Source organism: Paenibacillus sp. GSMTC-2017 (assembly GCF_016019935.1).
Taxonomy (GTDB): domain Bacteria; phylum Bacillota; class Bacilli; order Paenibacillales; family Paenibacillaceae; genus Pristimantibacillus.
The window spans coordinates 155,071-174,104 of sequence record NZ_JAECMT010000003.1 but is presented as its reverse complement, the minus strand read 5'-3'; the positions used below and the strand labels follow the sequence as shown (position 1 = coordinate 174,104).

The 19,034-nt window shown below is 41.1% G+C and carries 13 protein-coding genes; 6 read left to right on the top strand and 7 right to left on the bottom strand.

Features of this window, described 5'->3' with window-relative positions; translation table 11 throughout:
* Positions 1–35: 35 nt before the first annotated feature.
* Genes I6N90_RS12775 through I6N90_RS12760 form a run of 4 tightly spaced genes read right to left on the bottom strand, consistent with a single transcriptional unit; the run spans position 36 to position 8,498 of the window.
* Positions 36–3,905 carry a response regulator gene (locus I6N90_RS12775; protein WP_197936006.1) on the bottom strand — a complete coding sequence of 1,290 codons (3,870 nt, stop codon included), beginning with the start codon at positions 3,903–3,905 and terminating at the stop codon, positions 36–38.
* A 50-nt stretch (positions 3,906–3,955) separates the two neighbouring features.
* Entirely contained in the window at positions 3,956–4,954 is a 999-nt protein-coding gene (gene mgrA / locus I6N90_RS12770) for an L-glyceraldehyde 3-phosphate reductase (RefSeq protein ID WP_197936005.1), read from the bottom strand.
* Between the two features lie 52 nt (positions 4,955–5,006).
* Positions 5,007–6,452 (bottom strand): HD-GYP domain-containing protein, encoded by a 1,446-nt coding sequence (locus tag I6N90_RS12765; protein ID WP_232242965.1) that lies wholly within the window; start codon positions 6,450–6,452, stop codon positions 5,007–5,009.
* A 30-nt stretch (positions 6,453–6,482) separates the two neighbouring features.
* Entirely contained in the window at positions 6,483–8,498 is a 2,016-nt protein-coding gene (locus I6N90_RS12760) for a bifunctional diguanylate cyclase/phosphodiesterase (RefSeq protein WP_197936004.1), read from the bottom strand.
* 165 nt (positions 8,499–8,663) lie between these two features.
* Here I6N90_RS12760 and I6N90_RS12755 point away from each other — a divergent pair, with 165 nt between their 5' ends.
* Together I6N90_RS12755 and I6N90_RS12750 are read left to right on the top strand one after the other, a co-directional pair.
* Entirely contained in the window at positions 8,664–9,824 is a 1,161-nt protein-coding gene (locus tag I6N90_RS12755; RefSeq protein ID WP_197936003.1) for a peptidylprolyl isomerase, read from the top strand.
* Positions 9,825–9,946: 122 nt separating this feature from the next.
* On the top strand, positions 9,947–10,819 hold the full coding sequence (locus I6N90_RS12750; protein WP_197936002.1) for an aldose epimerase family protein: 873 nt from the start codon (positions 9,947–9,949) through the stop codon (positions 10,817–10,819).
* Between the two features lie 13 nt (positions 10,820–10,832).
* On the opposite strand, the gene deoC is transcribed toward I6N90_RS12750, so the two are convergent.
* The gene (gene deoC / locus I6N90_RS12745; RefSeq protein WP_197936001.1) at positions 10,833–11,522 is read right to left on the bottom strand and encodes a deoxyribose-phosphate aldolase; all 690 of its coding nucleotides are present in this window, start codon (positions 11,520–11,522) and stop codon (positions 10,833–10,835) included.
* Positions 11,523–11,878: 356 nt separating this feature from the next.
* Here deoC and I6N90_RS12740 point away from each other — a divergent pair, with 356 nt between their 5' ends.
* From I6N90_RS12740 to I6N90_RS12725, 4 genes are all read left to right on the top strand, one after another.
* Positions 11,879–13,726: a 5'-nucleotidase C-terminal domain-containing protein gene (locus I6N90_RS12740; RefSeq protein ID WP_197936579.1), complete on the top strand. Its 1,848-nt coding sequence runs from the start codon at positions 11,879–11,881 to the stop codon at positions 13,724–13,726.
* 217 nt (positions 13,727–13,943) lie between these two features.
* Positions 13,944–14,342, top strand: a complete 399-nt coding sequence (locus tag I6N90_RS12735; protein WP_197936000.1) for a hypothetical protein — start codon at positions 13,944–13,946, stop codon at positions 14,340–14,342.
* Between the two features lie 24 nt (positions 14,343–14,366).
* The gene (locus I6N90_RS12730) at positions 14,367–14,858 is read left to right on the top strand and encodes a cation:proton antiporter regulatory subunit (RefSeq protein ID WP_197935999.1); all 492 of its coding nucleotides are present in this window, start codon (positions 14,367–14,369) and stop codon (positions 14,856–14,858) included.
* Positions 14,859–14,860: 2 nt separating this feature from the next.
* A complete protein-coding gene (locus tag I6N90_RS12725; protein WP_197935998.1) occupies positions 14,861–16,093 on the top strand; it encodes a cation:proton antiporter in 1,233 nt (410 codons plus the stop codon).
* A gap of 217 nt (positions 16,094–16,310) precedes the next feature.
* Here I6N90_RS12725 and I6N90_RS12720 read toward each other — a convergent pair whose 3' ends face one another.
* Both I6N90_RS12720 and infC read right to left on the bottom strand, forming a co-directional pair.
* Complete coding sequence (locus tag I6N90_RS12720) at positions 16,311–18,029, bottom strand: ABC transporter ATP-binding protein (protein ID WP_197935997.1); 1,719 nt, start codon at positions 18,027–18,029, stop codon at positions 16,311–16,313.
* 297 nt (positions 18,030–18,326) lie between these two features.
* Positions 18,327–18,824 (bottom strand): translation initiation factor IF-3, encoded by a 498-nt coding sequence (gene infC, locus I6N90_RS12715; protein ID WP_197935996.1) that lies wholly within the window; start codon positions 18,822–18,824, stop codon positions 18,327–18,329.
* Positions 18,825–19,034 lie beyond the last annotated feature (210 nt).

The window sequence follows — 19,034 nt, the reverse complement described above, 5'->3', positions numbered from 1 at the left end:
GACATGAACAACAGATTGTTAGAGAAATGTTAGATTTATTTGTCGAAACCTACTCCCATATGTCGAAGTTCAGCAAGAAGTTCAGTTAACTCATTTTCCAGTAGCGTAAGCCTAGTCTCAAGTTCGTCTGATCCGAGCCCTCCACTCTTTAAAATCGTTTCAGCTTCAGATGCTGCCTCTCCTAGTGATCTAGCAGATAAATAACCTGCAGCTCCTTTGAGCGTATGTAGCATTCTAGCTGCTGAATCGATCTCCAACTTCTTTAGCTCAATTCGTAACTGATCAATAAATGTACTGTAATCCAACTTAAATTGCTCAATCATATGTAATAAAATAGGTAGTTTTCCATTAACGCGTTCCAAAGCGTTCATTGCATCCATCTTTTTAACAGATGACAACTTAACAAGATCATTACTCATTAAGGGCTGGATAGGTTGTTCCGCTCGGACAACGCCGAATCCTTCTGCTTTCATCATGTTCTGCTTCGAATGTTTGGACATTTTATCAAGCCAATACGTCAATACTTCTCTTAGCCTACTCATTTCCAGGGGCTTCGTAATGACATCATTCATCCCTAATTTCAAATAATGCTCATGATCTTTTTTCACAACATTCGCTGTAACTGCAACAATTGGAATATCACTATCCTGTTCCTTACTTCTTATGATACGAACAGCTTCCGTTCCATCCATAATCGGCATATGAATGTCCATCATGATAAGGTCCCAATGCTCTCCTTCTAACATTCGTAGCACTTCTTCTCCATTTTGAGCTAAACCAACCTCATACCCACATTCCTTTAACATTTCTAAAGCGACTAGCTGATTTATTTTGTTATCCTCAGCTAACAGTATTTTTATTGATGGTGTTTTCTCGTCTAATAAAAGCGTTGATTTGCTTATTTTTTTGTTCTGTTGCTCTTCCGCTCTCTTCCGAAATACTGGACCGAGTGCACGTACGATAGCACCCCGTACAACTGGTTTCGTTAGTATCGCTTGTGGGCGAACTTCTTCCGATAATCCTTGTAATTCGTCACGGCCATAGGTCGTTGTTAAGGCGATAATGGGCACGCCGGCCTCTTCTGCCTCTTGCTGGAACGATAACCATGTATGAATGCCATACATATCTGACATTTCCATATCCATAAGCAGTAACTGTGGCCTTGCACCTACTCCAACACGGCGTAGCTTCTCAAGGGAACTTTGCCAACTGTCAAAAGCAATGACGGATAGCCCCATTGTTTTGAACAAATAAATCCAGTGTTCTTGCATCTTCTTATCGTCCTCTACGACCCAAACCGTCCCATCTTGAGCAAAAGATAAGTTCGGATTGTGAGGGTCATAACGATAAGGATCGGCCGCAAATGATAATGTGAAATAAAACCTGCTTCCTACCCCTTCTTCACTAGATACAAACAGTTTGCCGCCCATCAGTTCTACTAGATTTTTCGATATAACAAGTCCAAGTCCTGTACCGCCATATTTGCGAGTTGTAGAACTATCGGCTTGAGTAAATGGCATAAATAACTGATCAAGCAGTTCTTGATTCATTCCTATTCCGGTATCCGAAATGAGGAAGAGAATTTTCACTTTGTCCGAACTCTCTTCCACAATGTCAAGTTCAAGCTTAACCAATCCTTTAGATGTAAATTTAATCGCATTCATACATAAATTAAGAAGCACTTGCTCAAGTCTCATACTGTCACCAATGAGCATAAGAGGAAGCTTTTCCGGTGTTTTAATCATAAATTCGAACTGCTCTTTCCCACCAAGAAATACGCTAAGACCATTCGAGAGGCGGTGAAGTAATTCTTCTGGTTGGAAAGGAAGGCGCTCTACCTCAATTTTACCCGCTTCAATCTTCGAGAAGTCGAGCACATCATTAATGATGCGCAGCAGAGTCTCTGAGGACATGTTCATCTTGTCCAAATAGTCTTTTTGAATGACCGATAGCTCTGTCTTACGGATCAGTTGTGTTAAACCAATAATGCCATTAAGAGGTGTACGAATCTCATGACTCATCAGCGCTAAAAATCTACTTTTTGCTTTGTTAGCTTCCTCAGCATCTAATGTCGCACCGACAAGCTCTTCTTGTACCCGCTTCTGCTCAGAGATATCCCTTGCAATACAGGAGAAGAACATCTCACCTGTAGTAGAATCGACATGGGTAACGACAACGATAGATACATACAATTGCTCCCCGTTTAGTTTAAGCAACTGCGCCTCGCTCTCCCAATAACCATGCTCTGTTGCGATTCTAGCACCTGCAAGCAAGCTCTTATACAAAGAGCCTCCGACATATTGTTTAACAAAAGAATTTGTTTCGTCGTCATGGACTAGACTGAGCATCTCTTTTCCTGCTTTGTTTATATAAATAAACTTGCCATCATTACTAACAGAAGCAATTAAATCTTTCGCCGTTTCAACAATATCGAGTAAACGATTACGTACCCTTTCCACACGTTTACGATAAGAAATGTCTCTTATCATTCCTACAACACCTGAGAACTTACCACTGCGATCTCGAAGTACATTTGAACTATGCAGCGTAGGAATTCGCGTTCCATCTTTATGAATAAACGTCCACTCACGTTCGTGGGTGAATCCTTCAATACGAAGCTCCTTGAACACTTCTAGTCCAGGTTGAACTTCTCTACCAAGCTCAATCGTTAATCGCTCTGCTTCTGCCTTTATTTCGTCCATATCCATAAACAGAAGCGGCGTCACATGTCCTGCAAGCTCCTCTGTCTTGTATCCCAGCATATCTTCTGCAGCTTTGTTCATATAGGTGACTTTATATTGATTGTCGAGTACAACGAAACCATTCTGATTTTGATTAATGATGGCGTTTAATCGGTCAAACATTTCTTGTAGATGCTCCATCATCCCATTAACAGAATGGGCCAGTTGACCAATTTCATCATTTTGAGATGTATCCAAATGTTCCGCTTTGAATTCTCCACCTGCTGCTTGCTCCGTTACAGACAATATACGCTCTAACCTTTTAACAATACGTTCAAAATACAGGTAAAAAAGTAGTGCTATAAAAAATTCCGTTATCGCTATCGTAATAACCATTCGCCAAAAGATTGGAGCTAACATCTCGTCCATCTTTGAAGTAGGCTCTTGCAGCGCAAGTCTCCATGGTGTTCCAGCAACCTTCGCGAAATATACCCTATAATTTTCATCATCAACTCGTACGACTACGTTTCCTTCATTGTGGCTGAGCATTTCCTCAGCAACGACTTTAAAGGAAGCATTCGCTCTAAGTGTTTTCATATTGCTAGTGACAGTACTAGAGCTATAAATAATTTTCCCATTATCATTATAAAACCGGACAGGTGAGTCTTCCTCACCATAGTCAAGAAATCGATTAAACGCTGTAAACGGTATCGATCCGTAAAAGACACCGACAATATCTGTACCGCTGCCATAAACAGGTACGACAATAAAGGTTTGCTCCATGTAAGAGAAACCCGGTTTATAAGGATCTGTAATTGTTAGTGTACCTTCAATAGCTGATTGAAAAAAAGGCTCGCCACTCATATCGATTGTCCTGCCATCACTACGATAGGCATTCCCATCCACATCTATAAATCCTAATGAGTGATAATTAAAACCACTTCGGAAAAGTTCTCTTCCCAAATAATTCAGTCGTTCTTCGTTTGTTCCAAAGCGGATGACACTCGTTCGACTCATCACTAACATCTCGGCACGGCGAATGTCCATCCATGCAGCTATATTATTTGCTTGGCTCTTTTGTTTGCTGCTAATCTTCTCAATCTCCGATTGAATCATAGCTTCTTTAACAGCCCAGTAATTGTTCACGCCAGCAATAAAAAGAGGAATAAAGGATATGGATAATATAAGTATTAAACCTTTTGTTCTAAGCGATATTTTGTCCATCTCAATTCCCCTTTGACTACTGCTAGCAAGTATAAGATGTCCGCATTCGTTTATTCTTTAGTTGATAAAATAGAATCGATTCTATTCAGCTCATCATCACTAAAAGACAAATGCTGGATTGCTGCTACATTATCGTCGATTTGGTCTACTCGACTAGCACCGATTATAGCAGATGTTACTTTACCACCTCGAAGCACCCAAGCAAGTGACATACCTGCAAGTGACTGTCCGCGTTCCTTCGCAAGCTCATTTAGTGCGTTAATTTTATTTAACTTGCCTTCGGTAATCTGTTCCGATTTCAAAAATATACTTGAGCCAGCTGCTCGTGAATCAGCAGGAACACCATTCAAATAACGATTCGTCAGTAACCCGCCAGCTAGCGGAGAGAACACAATTGAACCGATTCCTTGCTCATCTAGCACATCTTGCAGCCCTTTTTCTATCGTTCGATTAAACATAGAATAAGATGGTTGATGGATGAGACAAGGCGTTCCTAATCGCTTCAATATTTCAGCAGCTTGGGCAGTTTGCTCCGGACTATAATTAGATATACCGACATACAATGCTTTACCTTGACGAACAACATGATCGAGTGCTCCCATCGTTTCCTCAAGAGGAGTTTCTGGGTCCGGGCGATGAGAGTAGAAAATATCAACATAGTCTAGCTTCATTCGCTTCAAGCTTTGATCAAGGCTTGCTACCATATATTTGCGTGAGCCCCATTCGCCATAAGGACCGCCCCACATTTCGTATCCTGCCTTGGTCGAAATAATCATTTCGTCTCGATATGCACTCATATCTTTGTTTAAGATTGCCCCAAACGTTTCTTCTGCAGAGCCTGCGGGAGTTCCGTAATTGTTTGCTAGATCGAAATGAGTAATTCCGAGATCGAAGGCTCGGTGCACCATTGCTCTACTATTCTCATAACGGTCGGTTCCCCCGAAGTTATGCCATAATCCAAGCGATATAATCGGAAGTTTAAGACCGCTCCGCCCTACACGATTATATTTCATCCCAGTATATCGTTCTTCTGCTGCTACATAGGTCATTGTGGATAGCTCCTCATTTCAAAATAATGCGCAATTTGCTTTTTTTAGAAAATTAATTTGCCAGCTTTTGTTCCAACTTTAAATGTGGACTGTTTTGTAGTGTCTCTTGGAAAAATTCTTTCTGCACAGTGACAAGTCGCTCCCATGCATGGATACATCTTGGATCGAAATGCCTTCCACTTTCTTTGAGCAAAATAATCATAGCCTCATCATGTGTCATTGCTTTTCGATAGGAGCGTGAAGAGGTGAGTGCGTCATATACATCTGCAACTGCTGTTATACGAGCTACTAGCGGTATTTCCTCTCCCGACAATTGGTCAGGGTAACCGCTACCGTTCCATTTCTCATGATGCCAGCGAATGACCGCGAGCTCCTCAACCATAAATCCAAGTCGTTTACACACATCATAACCGGAAACGGGATGAGATTCGATCACTACACGTTCTTCATCGGTTAACTTTCCTGGTTTATTTAGTATGCCATCTGGAATGTAAAGCTTTCCTATGTCGTGTACAAGACCACCTTGAGCTATGGCACGCAATTGAGAAGATGACAGCCCTAATTCTTCGCCTAATTTAAGAGCATAAAGGGCGACACGATAGTTGTGACCAGCTGTATAAGAATCTTTAGCTTCCGTTGCTGTCACTAGTTCTCTTACACTTGGTGAAATATAGGTGTTAATCCAATCTTCCGGATTAGCGCGAAATAGTAATTTGATCGAAGCTGTAATGGAGCCTGTACTAAGATGCTCTCTTATGATGCCACTTACCATAATAATGACTGACGCGAGCAATAAGAAATGATATAGCCACCAGCTTGCCATCCACGCCTCGCCAGTTACCATAATAATCTGTGCGATGAACATCCATCCTGTACTGTACACAATTGCTAGTTGAAGAGGGAATTTAGACACAAGATATGTTTGTAAATTCCGGTATATTGTCCATGCGTTCATAGATAATATTGCACCTGTTGTAATCCATTTCGTTACCCCGCCCTTAAGATGCAGATGATAAACAAAGTCTGGATTTATCCATAAGTACGTTCCAAATCCTAATAAAAAAATTGACCAAATGGGTAATAACCACAACTGCTTCATAGACAGCCATCTGACCATTCTATGATCAGCAGAGATCGAACAAAGCCAAAGCCATGTTGCAGAAAGTAAAACGCTGAGCTGGGCTACACTGCCTGATATCCCTGTATGATGCATGAGCAAACCTGGTGTAGATATCCCATGTAATATAAACATCGCTGCTAATGAAACGTAAGATAATGAAAGAAAACTAACCTTAATATTCCGTATTCGAGGGGCAACTATGCCAATTGCAGCTGCAACCGCCAGGGCAAGTACGGACACAACACTTACGATATAAAAGTGTCCATGTGGTGTATGTATTCTTTTATCTAATGGAGTCATTTGTATAATAATGTAACAGAGTAGTGGCAAAAGCATTAAGACTCCAAGCATAACAAATACTTTCTTATGTTTTCCCAAGTTGATCCCTCCATCTCAATTGTCATCGCATTATGTGGATAACCCACTTAACCATTCATCTACTTCTTCTCGTGGCATAGGTTTCTTGAAATAATAACCTTGCATAATAGAGCAGCCCGCTTGCCTTAGGAACTCTATCTGAAGCTCCGTCTCGACCCCTTCAGCCACAAGCTGAATATTTAATTGGTTAGCCAATGTAATAATCGTATTGACAATTGCCCTCTTGGAAGGTGATTCATAGTCCTGCATATACAATTTATCGATCTTAAGCGTTTGGAATGGAATCTTATCAATCGATCCGAGGAAAGAGTATCCAGATCCAAAGTTGTCCATCGACACTCGAACACCTGCTTCTTGAAGTGGGAACAGTTGCTCCGTTGCTTCCGCTGCATAATACATAACGGTAGACTCCGTTATTTCAAGCTCAAGTAGACTCGGGCTTAGTTTTGAGCGATCAAGTGCATCATTAACCATATCCCTCAAACCTCGGCATTCAAATATAGTAACGGAAAGGTTGACGGATACGCCAAGACCAAGGTCCCCTTTTTCGTTCCATGACTTGCAATCCAGGCACGCTTGTTCAAGCACCCATCTAGTTATTGGTACGATAAGACCGGTCTCTTCGGCTATTGGAATAAATTCATCCGGTGTAATTGAACCGAGTTGTGGATGTTTCCATCTGAGCAGCGCTTCGAATCCAATTGGCTGATTCGTTTCTGCATTCCACTTTGGCTGGTAGTAGTTCGACAATTGTCCTAACATGAGTGCCGTTCGTAATCCTTTTTCGATTTCCATCCGTCTTACGAGCTTTTGATTTAATTCCTCATTATAGGAACAATACTGGTTCTTTCCTTGGTTCTTAGCATAATACATCGCTGTATCAGCAGCTTTAAGCAACTCCGTTCGGCTCATACCATGCTGAGGTGAATAGCTTATTCCAATACTTCCCGTTACATAAAGCTCATTGCCACCTAACCAATATGGCCTTCTAATTTCCTCCAAAATCTTTTCAGCTAGTCCTTCTACAGATATTGATGAACTGTCATTTATAATAATTAGAAATTCATCTCCACCAAGTCTGAACATACTGCGGCTTTTATTCATAAATTGATTAATCCTTCTTCCAACTTCTTGCACGAGCAAGTCGCCGGTATCGTGACCAAGTGTATCGTTAATAAGTTTAAATTGATCAAGATCGATGAACAGAATTGCGCTTTCTTCAGAACTTCTTAGCTTTTCATCAAAATATTGATTCATGGCATGCCGATTCGGCAACCCCGTCAGTGGGTCGCTATATGCAAGTTGTCTAAGAGTTATCCGTTCCCAGAACAATACAATCCAAGTTATCAATATGATTACGATCAAAACACATGATAAAGATATCAATAAGGATATATCCAAACTCTGCCTAGGCATGTCCACTATCGTCTCAGAAACTGGGCACCAAAACTGTACAGCTTCCATCCCAATATAGTGCATGCCAGATACGGCAATTCCCAAAAATAGAGCTGCACATATTTTTGTCCACCATACTTGACTATTATCTCTAAATCTCTTTAATAGAAACAATGCAGCATACGAAGCAACAAAGGCAAAAATAGCTGAAGATATCCATAATAACCAATCAAATCTTACATCAAGCGATGAGTTCTCCATGGATGCCATTCCCATGTAGTGCATGGTGACAATACCCGTGCCCATCAAAATACTCCCTATTACTATCTTAAGGTTTGTTATTTTGGGAGACCAAGTTACATAGAAAGCTAGCAATGAGGCTATTATACTTGCCAGAATCGACAAGACCGTAGTAGGTGTATGAAAGTTAACCTCAACATTCAGATGGAAAGCCATCATCCCTACATAATGCATCGTCCAAATTCCGCTTCCCATAATGATGCCTGATACTAAAAGCCAGCCAAGTTTAACCTTACCCCTAGAATGTGAAATTTTATAAGAGAGGCTTAGGGCTGAATACGAGGTAAATAAAGCAATTATAAACGATAACAAAACAACCCAGCCGTCATAGCTACCCTCTAATCTGATCAAACTATCCCTCCGTAACAACATCATCGTTAAATTATAACAATATTATAACAATACAATTAATATGATTCGACATCTGATGCAAGTTTTTTTATTTAAGATTAAGGTTTTTTTTATCATCATTTGTTATAGTAGTTGAAGAATTGCAATTTGAAGGGAGTTTATGGAATGAATAACAAGGAATCGCAGTCGAACGATAAGCAAATAGACAACGACACTGCGAAAGAAGAACTGGGTACTAATGAGGGGCAACAGCGCGAAGAGACGTTGTCCGCAGCTACAGAAACAAATCAAAATGAGTTAAGTACTGACAATGATGAGTCATCAGATACTGAAAACAAAGAGACAGCAACTGCTATAGCTAGCCCTTATGCTGCTTCAGCTGGAGCTCCTCCTGTTATCGTAAAGAAAAGCAGTCTAGGCTGGGTTATTACATCGGCAGTATTAGCAACTGCATTGGTCGTTGTGTTGATCAAACCACCTTTCGGTGGCGGAGGTAACGAAACACTAGCAACAATTAATAGTAGCAAGATTACGAAGGACGATCTTTATGACAAACTTGTTCTAAGATATGGTACTCCGACTCTTGATAGCATGATCGAGGATCAATTAGTTCAACAAGAAGCTGACGCTACGAGCGTTAAGCTAACAGACCAAGACATTACAAATGAAATTGAAGTTATCAAATTGCAATATGGTACGGATGAAGCATTTAATGCAGAGCTTGAAAAAAACGGAACTACACTTGAAAAACTTCGTGAAGATATTCGCCCCTACGCGTTGATTAGTAAAATGTTAGCTCCAAAAACAAAAGTAACTGATGAAGCAGTTCAAACGTTCTTTAACGAAAACAAAGCAGCATTCGGTACCACACCTGAGCAAGTTCGCGCTTCCCATATTTTAGTTAAAACGAAAGAGGAAGCCGATGCAATTTTAGCAGATCTAAAAGCAGGGGCTGACTTTGCTGAGACAGCAAAAGCAAAATCAACTGACGGTTCTGCTGCAGCTGGTGGGGATCTAAACTTCTTCCCTAAGGGACAAATGGTTCCAGCATTTGAAGAAGCAGTATTTGCACTTGAAGTAGGCGCAATTAGTGACGTTGTAAAAAGCGACTTCGGATTCCATATTATCAAAAAAACCGATTACAAAGCAGCCTATGAGCCTAAATTCGAAGACAAAAAAGGGGCTATTCGTACAATGTTGATTGGACAAGAAGTTAATCAACTTGCAGGACCATGGCTTGCTGAGCTTCGCACTAAAGCTAAAATTACAAACACGCTTGAGAAAAAAGAGCCAGTGGCTGACAAAGAAGCACCCGCAACTAAATAATATCGTTTTGTAGAAGAGCCGATTACGGGCTGCCAATAAGGCTTTCCCGTAACCGGCTCTTTACTCATACCAAGGATTAAGGCAAAATGGGAGAAGACTAATTGACTTATGGAGGCTTGTACATGAACAACTTTGAAGTACGCCAATTTCAAGATACTTTTACCGTTTATGAATTGCAAGAACATAGTACCTCTTCGCGTATTCTTGTATGCCCTGAAAGAGGCGGCATAGTCATTGGATGTCAATTACATGGTGAAGAACTATTTTATTTGGACAAGAGTACATTTGAAAATCCAGCATCTAATATTCGCGGAGGTAACCCTATTCTATTCCCGATTGCCGGATCGCTCAAGGATGGTACTTACGTATGGAATGATAAAACGTACAAAATGGGTCAACACGGGGTAGCCAGATTAGCTTCATGGGAAGTTGTAGGCACTTCAACTGAAAATGAGGCATCTATAACGCTACGACTTCGGGCAAATGAAGAAACGATGAACGTTTATCCTTTTAACTTTGAGCTCGTTTTCACCTATGCGCTAGTTGACGGCGAGCTTCATACACGCCAACAATATCGCAACTTAGGCGAGACAGAATCTATGCCATTCTATTCGGGCTTCCATCCTTATTTCGCAATTGATTCTAGCAAAAATATAGCTTACGAGAGTGACGCTACTAGTTATTTAGACTTTAACGACAATGTCGTAAAGCCATACTTAGGATACATTGATATGGAACCACTTGTAGAATCGGTTTGCCTACTGGGGGCAAAGAAGAGTGAAATTTCATTCCCGGTTCGGAAGGATGTTCGTATAAGATTACGTTACGATGACTTATTTAAATATATGGTTATTTGGACGGTTAAAGATCGACCATTCATGTGCGTAGAGCCTTGGATGGGACTTCCGGATGAGCTTAACAACAAGCAAGAACTTGTTATGGTGGAGCCTGACGGGGAAGTGAATGCAAATTTCATTATTAGCTGCCAGAAATAAAAAAAAGGGCTACTTAGTAGCCCTCACCTTGCCCACCTGTAACGATAGCAACACTTGCACTTGCTCCGATACGAGTTGCGCCTGCACGCAACATCTGTAATGCTGTTTCCAAATCACGAACGCCGCCAGATGCTTTTACGCCTAGATCAGGACCAACCGTCTTACGCATAAGAGCGATATCCTCTGCAGTAGCCCCGCCATGGCCAAAACCTGTTGATGTTTTTACAAAGTCAGCTCCAGCATTCACACAAAGCTCACAAGCGATGACTTTCTCCTCATCTGTTAGAAGGCCTGTTTCCAAAATAACTTTAAGAGCAACTTTTCCTTTACATGCTGCAACAACGCCTTCAATATCACGTTGTACTGCTTCCAAGTCTCCGGATTTCAAAAGGCCAATGTTAAGAACCATATCAACTTCTGTAGCTCCGTCTTCGATCGCTTTTGTTGATTCGAATGCTTTTGATGCTGTAGTCGTTGCGCCTAGTGGAAAACCAACAACAGTTGTGATGCCTACTCCAGATCCTTCAAGTTCTTTTGCTGCAAGTTCTACCCAGCCTGCATTAACGCAAACCGTAGCAAATTTATGTTCTCTAGCTTCTTTACAAATGTGGATAATTTCCGCTTTTGTTGCATCTGCTTTCAATATTGTATGGTCAATCATAGCCCCTACTTCTGCCGGTGACCAGTTTTTCTCGTTACTCATCATGTCGTCCTCCAGTATGCTGTTCAAATGTCTTGTACCCATTCATTATACGAAGCTTTGTATCAAAGAACAACAGGATCACTATTCCTTCCTTTTTCGTTCACAATCAATGTGTTATTCCTGTGACAATCAGGCTCGCATTTGTTTACTTTTCCCAAAATGGTGCGTTTTTATGGGGTTTCTTCACATTTTTATCAAATATGTCTCTTTGTTTCCTGTGAAATCAGTCATTATTGATTATTGTTCATTAACTCCATAAAAATTAAAGAGGATAAATTAATTTAGTGTAGAATATGTGATTATTCCAATCTTTACATCTTACAAATTTACTTCGGGGGATTGATCTATTCATGGTAATGAAATCGAGATGGATGTTGTCAGCAGTACTTAGTACGACCCTATTATTCAGTGCGGTAAATGTTGTTTCCGCTGAAGAAGTAGCAGCAAAAAAATATCCAAAAGCAAAGCTTATTACGCTATTGCACACAAATGATATGCATGCGCGTGCTTTGGATAACGGTAAAGGAGAAATGGGCTTCGCTAAACTGGCGGGTGTTTTCGACAGCTACAGAAGCAAAAATCCTAACACACTCGTACTAGATGCTGGTGACGCTATTCACGGTACAACTTTTGCTACTCTTGTTAATGGTCAAAGTGTTGCAGATGTAATGGGCCTCATGGGCTATGATGCAATGACACCAGGTAATCATGAATTCAATTACGGTTCCGACAGATTGATTGAAATTGCAAAAGGGCTTAAATTCCCGATGATCAGTGCCAATCTAACTGATAAAGCGGATAAACGTGTATTTGAACCTTACATAATTAAAGAAGTAGATGGCGTTAAGATTGGTATATTTGGATTGTCTACTCCTGAAACGGCTTACAAAACTCATCCAAAAAATGTAGAAAAAGTTACTTTTAAAGATCCAACTAAAGAAGCACAAGCTATCGTTGATGAGCTTGATGATAAAACAGATGTTATCGTTGCTCTAAGCCATCTTGGTCTAGACAAAACGAGTGTCGACACTAGCCTTGAAATTGCTAATGAAGTAGATGGCATTGATGTTATCATTGACGGTCATAGCCACACTGTCCTTGAAAAAGGAATGGAAACAGAAAAAGGCGCTCTAATCGCTAGTACTGGCGAGTATACTAAAAATGTCGGCGTTGTTGACATTTGGGTAGAAGACGGCAAAGTCGTAGATAGTGAAGCAAAACTAGTAAACCCTGAAACGGCTAAAGATATTACACCTAACGCTGCTGTAGACGAAAAAGTTAAGTCTATTGTTGCTGAACAAGCTAAAATACTTGCTGAAGAAGTAGGAACTACTTCTGTTGCTCTTGAAGGCGCACGTGAGAAAGTTCGTGCAAGCGAAACGAACCTTGGTAACCTTGTTGCTGACTCATTGCTATACGTTACAAAAGCTGATGTAGCTATTACTAATGGCGGCGGTATCCGTGCTTCCATTGATCAAGGTGTTATTACAAAAGGTGAAGTTATTACTGTCCTTCCTTTCGGTAACCAAATCGTTACTTTGAAAGTAACAGGTGCAGACATTAAAGCAGCACTTGAAAACGGAACTGCTGGTTACCCAGCACCTGAAGGTAAATTCCCTCAAGTTGGCGGAATCACATTCAAAATCGATCCTGCTGCTGAAGCTGGAAACCGCATCCACTCTATTACAGTCGGTGGCAAGCCTATCGACATGAAAGCTCAATACATGCTAGCAACAAATGATTTCATGGCTGCTGGTGGAGACGAATTTACAATGTTCGGTCAATACCCACAAGCAGGTATGTACGGTTCACTTGATGAAGCACTTATCACATATGTTAAATCATTAGGATCTGCAAACCCGACAGTTGAAGGCCGTATTACTGAAGGCACATTGCCTCCTGTAGAAGTTAAGCCAGAGCCTAAACCAGAACCTAAACCAGAACCTAAACCAGAAACTAAGCCAGAGCCTAAACCAGAAACTAAGCCAGAGCCTAAACCAGAAACTAAACCACAACCTAAGCCAGAAACTAAGCCAGAGCCTAAACCGGAAGCTGTAATTAAGAGCTACACGGTTAAAAAAGGTGACACACTTTGGGCAATCGCTCGCAAAAACAATACAACATGGCAAGTACTGCGTGACCTTAACAAACTTAAAGATGCAGATATGATTTTCCCTGGACAAAAAATTATTTTGCCAAGCTAATCTAACTGTACAATAGTAAACCGAGCCAACCAAAGACGTGAATCTTAACGTTTTTGGTTGGCTCTTTTATTTTCTGTACTTCCTAATTCCGACAAAGTAAAATAAATAATTACGATTGGCAATCATTGAATTCGTCTTTTTGTTTAAGTTTCCTCGTATTTAGGCTATAATTAAAAGAGTAACTTATGACACTAATTTTGAATGATGGGGGTGAAGCATGATTGACTACGAGCTCTTATACGTACGCCATAAAGCTAGATTGAGTTGCTTATTTACTCTAATCGTCATGCTTCCCCTTTTATTGTCTGCATCATTTGCTTATCAAGCAGGAAACAATTTCGAACTAACAGCAGGAACAAATAAATCTGTTGCTAGCTCATCGACCATACAATATTCTCAGAGCAAACACCCTTCTGACACGAAAGCTTTAATTCCGAATAGTCCTGACGTTCTCGCAGTGGCAATTAGTTTGCTCGGAATTTATCTTCTGACCATACCCTTATCTACAATACTGACTCCATATTTTCAGATGCTTAGGGACAAACTACTAGCGCCAATAAAATTTACCTCTACTTTTGTGGACAGCAACAGCGGTCCCTCACATTTAGCCATTTAAAGAATGACCCTAGGAGGAACATCTATGAATATCAGAGAATCAGACTTGCCGGGTATCGGCAGAAAATATCAAATGATCACGCGCAGCGGTGATAAATTTGTTGTCGTCATTCATGACGACGGAAGACGTGAGTTATACCACTTCGACTACGATGAGCCAGATGATAGCATCTCCTTAGTTACGCTCGAAGACGAGGAAGCAAGACAGATTGCCGCAATTATTGGCGGTATGACTTACAAACCAAAAGCATTAGAGACGATTGAGGTAGCACTTGATGATCTAACGATCGAATGGTATAAAATCGAATCAAATGCTTCATGTATCGGACGAAGCATTGGCGAAGTAGACATTCGTCAAACGACAGGAGCTACCATTATTGCTGCTGTTGAGAAAGACGCTAAACATATTAATCCTGGGCCGGATTATAAGTTCAAAGCGGAAACGACATTGATCGTTGCAGGAGAACGCCACCAGCTTAAACTTCTTAAGGCGATGCTGCAAAACGGGAGTCGTTAATTATGGATCACATGGTGCTTGAAATCGGCCTAGCCATTATCCTCGTTGCCCTTGTCGGTATTTTTGCAACGAAGATTCGTTTCTCTGTCATTCCCTTTTATATATTAATTGGAATGGCGGTAGGGCCCCATGCTCCAACAATAGGCGTACTTGACTTTACATTCGTCAATAGCGCAGAGACGATCCATTTTCTTGGCCGTCTCGGGGTTCTATTTCTGCTGTTCTATTTAGGCCTAGAATTTTCCGTAGGACGTCTTATTAAGTCTGGTCGTAATATCGCCGTAGGCGGAACCATCTATATTTTGATCAACTTTACACTTGGTTTATTGTTTGGTTTCGCTACCGGTTTTGAATTCGCAGAAACGATGGTACTGGCAGGTATTACTACAATATCCTCAAGTGCAATTGTTGCTAAAGTGTTGGTTGATCTTAAACGGACAGCTAACCCGGAAACCGAAATGATTCTTGGCATTATTATGTATGAGGATATTTTCTTAGCCGTATATCTCTCAGTCCTATCAGGTCTAGTCCTAAGTGATGAATCCTCGTTAGGCGGCGTGTTATTATCCGCTTCGTACGCGCTCGGATTCATGCTACTCTTCCTCGTATTAGGAAGAAAAGCTGCACCGCTACTAAATAAACTGCTCAACATTCGTTCCAATGAATTGTTTATATTGCTTATATTCGGCTTAATGTTTTTTGTTGCTGGACTAGGCGAAACAATCCATGTCGCTGAAGCGATTGGTGCTCTGTTATTCGGGCTTGTACTTGCTGAAACAGACCATATGAAACGGATTGAACATTTGATTTTGCCATTCCGTGACTTTTTCGGAGCTTTGTTCTTCTTCAGCTTTGGTCTCACAATCGAGCCAAGCAAGCTCGGAGGTGCTGTTTGGTTAACACTAGGAGCAGTCGCTTTAACCCTGTTCGGCAACTTTCTCGCAGGCATGCTCGCTGGCAAAAGCGCCGGCCTGTCACCAAAAGCCTCGTCGAATATCGGTCTTACTATCGTATCTCGCGGTGAGTTTTCAATCATCGTTGCGAATGTAGGAATTGCAGCAAACCTAGATGAACGACTTCAACCATTTGCCGCGTTGTACGTGCTTATATTAGCTATACTTGGACCACTTCTTACTAAGGAATCTAAGCATATCTACAAAGGACTTAATGCTGTTTTCAAGTGGGATAAATCTAAACCGAAACCGAAGAGAGAAAGAAGTACTTCCAGCGGTTAAATTGACTGAACATTTGATAAATATAAAAGCGTGGCAGCACATGCCGTACGACATGTCGCATGGGAGCGATGGTGGGTAACCCGAGTTTTTCGGGTTAGACGCTACTTTGTTCGGACGCGGGGACGCTAACCCGAGTTTTTCGGGTTAGCCACTTCCCACAAAATAAGGCACCAACTCGCAGGTAGATTATTCTACTTGTGAGTTGGTGCCTTTCTTTTTATAAACGACCAAATTGTGCTTCATGCAAGCGGCTATAAATTCCGCCTGTCGCAATTAGCTCTTCATGTTTTCCTTGCTCGCTAATTCCTTCCTCTGTCACTACGACGATACGATCTGCATTTTTGATTGTTGCTAGTCGATGTGCAATGACTAGAGTTGTCCGACCCTCAGACAATTCGCTGAGCGATTGTTGAATAGCCGCCTCCGTTTCTGTATCGAGTGCTGAAGTCGCTTCATCCAATATAAGAATCGGTGGGTTTTTCAAAAACATTCTGGCGATAGCAAGACGTTGCTTCTGTCCACCAGACAACTTAACGCCTCGCTCGCCGACTACGGTATCAAGTCCATCCGGTAACGATTCAATAAATGATTCCAACCTTGCTCTACGAGCTGCTTCCAAAATGTCATTGTCATGGGCCCCAAGCTTACCGTAAGCAATATTTTCACGAATAGTACCTGAGAATAGGAATACATCTTGCTGTACAATTCCGATTCCTCTACGCAATGATTCCAGTGTTAGATCACGGATATCGTGTCCATCTACTGAAATGCTGCCTCCTTCAATTTCATAAAATCTCGGAAGCAAGCTGCATAACGTTGTTTTCCCCGCTCCTGATGGACCTACAAAGGCTACCGTCTCTCCCGCTCGTATAGAAAGATTAATGCTGCGAAGTACTTTAGCTTCTCCTTCATATCCAAATGTAACATCACGGTACTGAATATCTCCATGCAGCTTGTCCACATCAATCGCATTAGGGCGATCTGCTACATCTGGCTCTGTATCGAGCAGCTCAGTATAACGTTTGAATCCCGCAATTCCTTTTGGATAACTTTCGATAACAGCATTAATCTTTTCGATTGGCTTAAAGAAAATATTGGTAAGTAGAATAAAGGTCATGAAATCACCGTATGGCATTCCTTTTTTCAGCACATAAAATGCTCCAGCAATAAGTACAAACAAAGATACAAACCTCATCAGCATGTAAGAAATGGAGTTGTTCATACTAATCAGTTTGTATGAAAACAACTTCGCTTCGCGAAAACGAAGATTATTTCCTTTAAACAACTTCCCTTCATGTTTTTCATTTGCAAAAGCTTGAACGACCCGAATACCTCCAACCGTATCTTCAACACGTGCGTTAAAGTCCGCCATATCCGAAAATAATCGTTCAACCGCTTTCGTCATTTTGCCATTAAAGAACAGTACAAGAGCAATAATGACTGGCACAATAATGAATGTCATAATTGCGAGCTCCGGTTGAATGAACAACATAATACCGAATGCACCAACTAATGTCATTGCGGCAATAAACATATCCTCTGGACCATGATGGGCTACTTCACCTATTTCGAATAGATCATTCGTTAACCTGGATATCAGATGCCCAGTTTTCGTATTATCGAAGAAACGGAAGCTCAGCTTCTGTACGTGAGTGAACAGCTTTCTTCGCATGTCCGTCTCAATATTGATTCCGAGCATGTGACCCCAGTAAGTAACTACATAAGACAAAAGCGTATTTATAATATAAATAAGTAGCAACACCGCACATGCCGATACAATTAATCCCCAATCCTCCGCAGGTAATAACGTATTAATAACATATCCAACCGCTAGCGGGAAACCCAACTCCAAAACAGCGAGCAATACCGCGCAAGTAAAATCAACGAAAAACAACTTTTTGTAAGGCTTGTAATATGAGAAAAACCTTCGTAACATAATAAACTCCTCTTCTGTCCAATAAACGATTTGCAGGACCACTTGTTTTAACCTATTAGCAGGAAAATCATAACGAATGATCCTACTTTGGTCAAGGTAATCAATGATTCATAATGATTTGTTCCCATTTTAAATGTACACTTATTTTGTCTCCACAAACGATTACAACACCTATAATTCTGTTGCTCTTAACCAATTTCTCGACATAAAAAAAGACCGCCTTCGTCAATGAGCAGAAGTGTCCCCACTTCAAGTTCATTTCCAGCGATCTTCTTTTTCTGAATAGTGCTATACGTATTAATTCGGCAGTAGTTGTACGGCCGCTTGCTTTCCGCTTAGCTGAATTCCAGTTGCCTTCTTCCCGCTACTCGTTAAGTCAGTGATCAATCGCTCCAGAAGCGCCTTTGCTTGAGGCCCTTCTTTTCCTTGAATTTTCACAACTAACATAACGCTGCTTCCCGACTCTAGCAGCTTTGCCGCTTGACGTTGCTTCGTATCGTAATCATGATCCTCAATGTTAGCTGTCAAACGAATTTCCTTCACTTTAACGGGCGCTTCTTTCAATCTTGTTTCCCGTTGCTCCTGTTCCTTCTGACGTTGTGCTCCACTTCTGCTCATTAGCTTACAAGGAGGAGGACTGCTCAACAAGGACGTGCATACCAGATCAACTTTAAGTTCCTTAGCCATTAACAATGCTTTCACAGTAGGAACGACACCAAGATCCTCTCCGTTTAGACCTGTCAGTTGTACTTCAGATGCCTTTATCGCTTCATTCACAATTAACTTAGTTCCCATCTATACTCTACTCCTTGTTCACTATAATGAAATGCTGTTGCAATTGCTTATCAAGCTATTGCTGATCTAGTCCATTATACGCTCTCAGCACTTTTATTACGAACTGCGGAAGTCGCGGAAAGTTTTTTGTTTGACTCACAGCTTCATGCAAAAATAATCGATCATCTTCGCATGCACTTCGGCGTGGCTAACCCGATTTTATCGGGTTAA